Raw genomic sequence first — 556 nt, forward strand, 5'->3', positions numbered from 1 at the left:
CTCGTAATTATCCTTAGAAAGGAGGTGATCCAGCCGCACCTTCCGATACGGCTACCTTGTTACGACTTCACCCCAATCATCTGTCCCACCTTAGGCGGCTGGCTCCATGAAGGTTACCTCACCGACTTCGGGTGTTACAAACTCTCGTGGTGTGACGGGCGGTGTGTACAAGGCCCGGGAACGTATTCACCGCGGCATGCTGATCCGCGATTACTAGCGATTCCGGCTTCATGCAGGCGAGTTGCAGCCTGCAATCCGAACTGAGAATGGCTTTATGGGATTCGCTTACCTTCGCAGGTTTGCAGCCCTTTGTACCATCCATTGTAGCACGTGTGTAGCCCAGGTCATAAGGGGCATGATGATTTGACGTCATCCCCACCTTCCTCCGGTTTGTCACCGGCAGTCACCTTAGAGTGCCCAACTGAATGCTGGCAACTAAGATCAAGGGTTGCGCTCGTTGCGGGACTTAACCCAACATCTCACGACACGAGCTGACGACAACCATGCACCACCTGTCACTCTGTCCCCCGAAGGGGAAAGCCCTATCTCTAGGGTT

Annotated in this window: 1 rRNA gene; it reads right to left on the reverse strand. The window is 54.3% G+C overall.

The annotated features are described in order from the left end of the window. Positions 1 to 17 precede the first annotated feature (17 nt). Positions 18 to 556: ribosomal RNA gene (locus AC2YHV_RS27605) — 16S ribosomal RNA — on the reverse strand; the annotation flags it as partial.

This window comes from Peribacillus sp. SRI_006, from assembly GCF_057586375.1.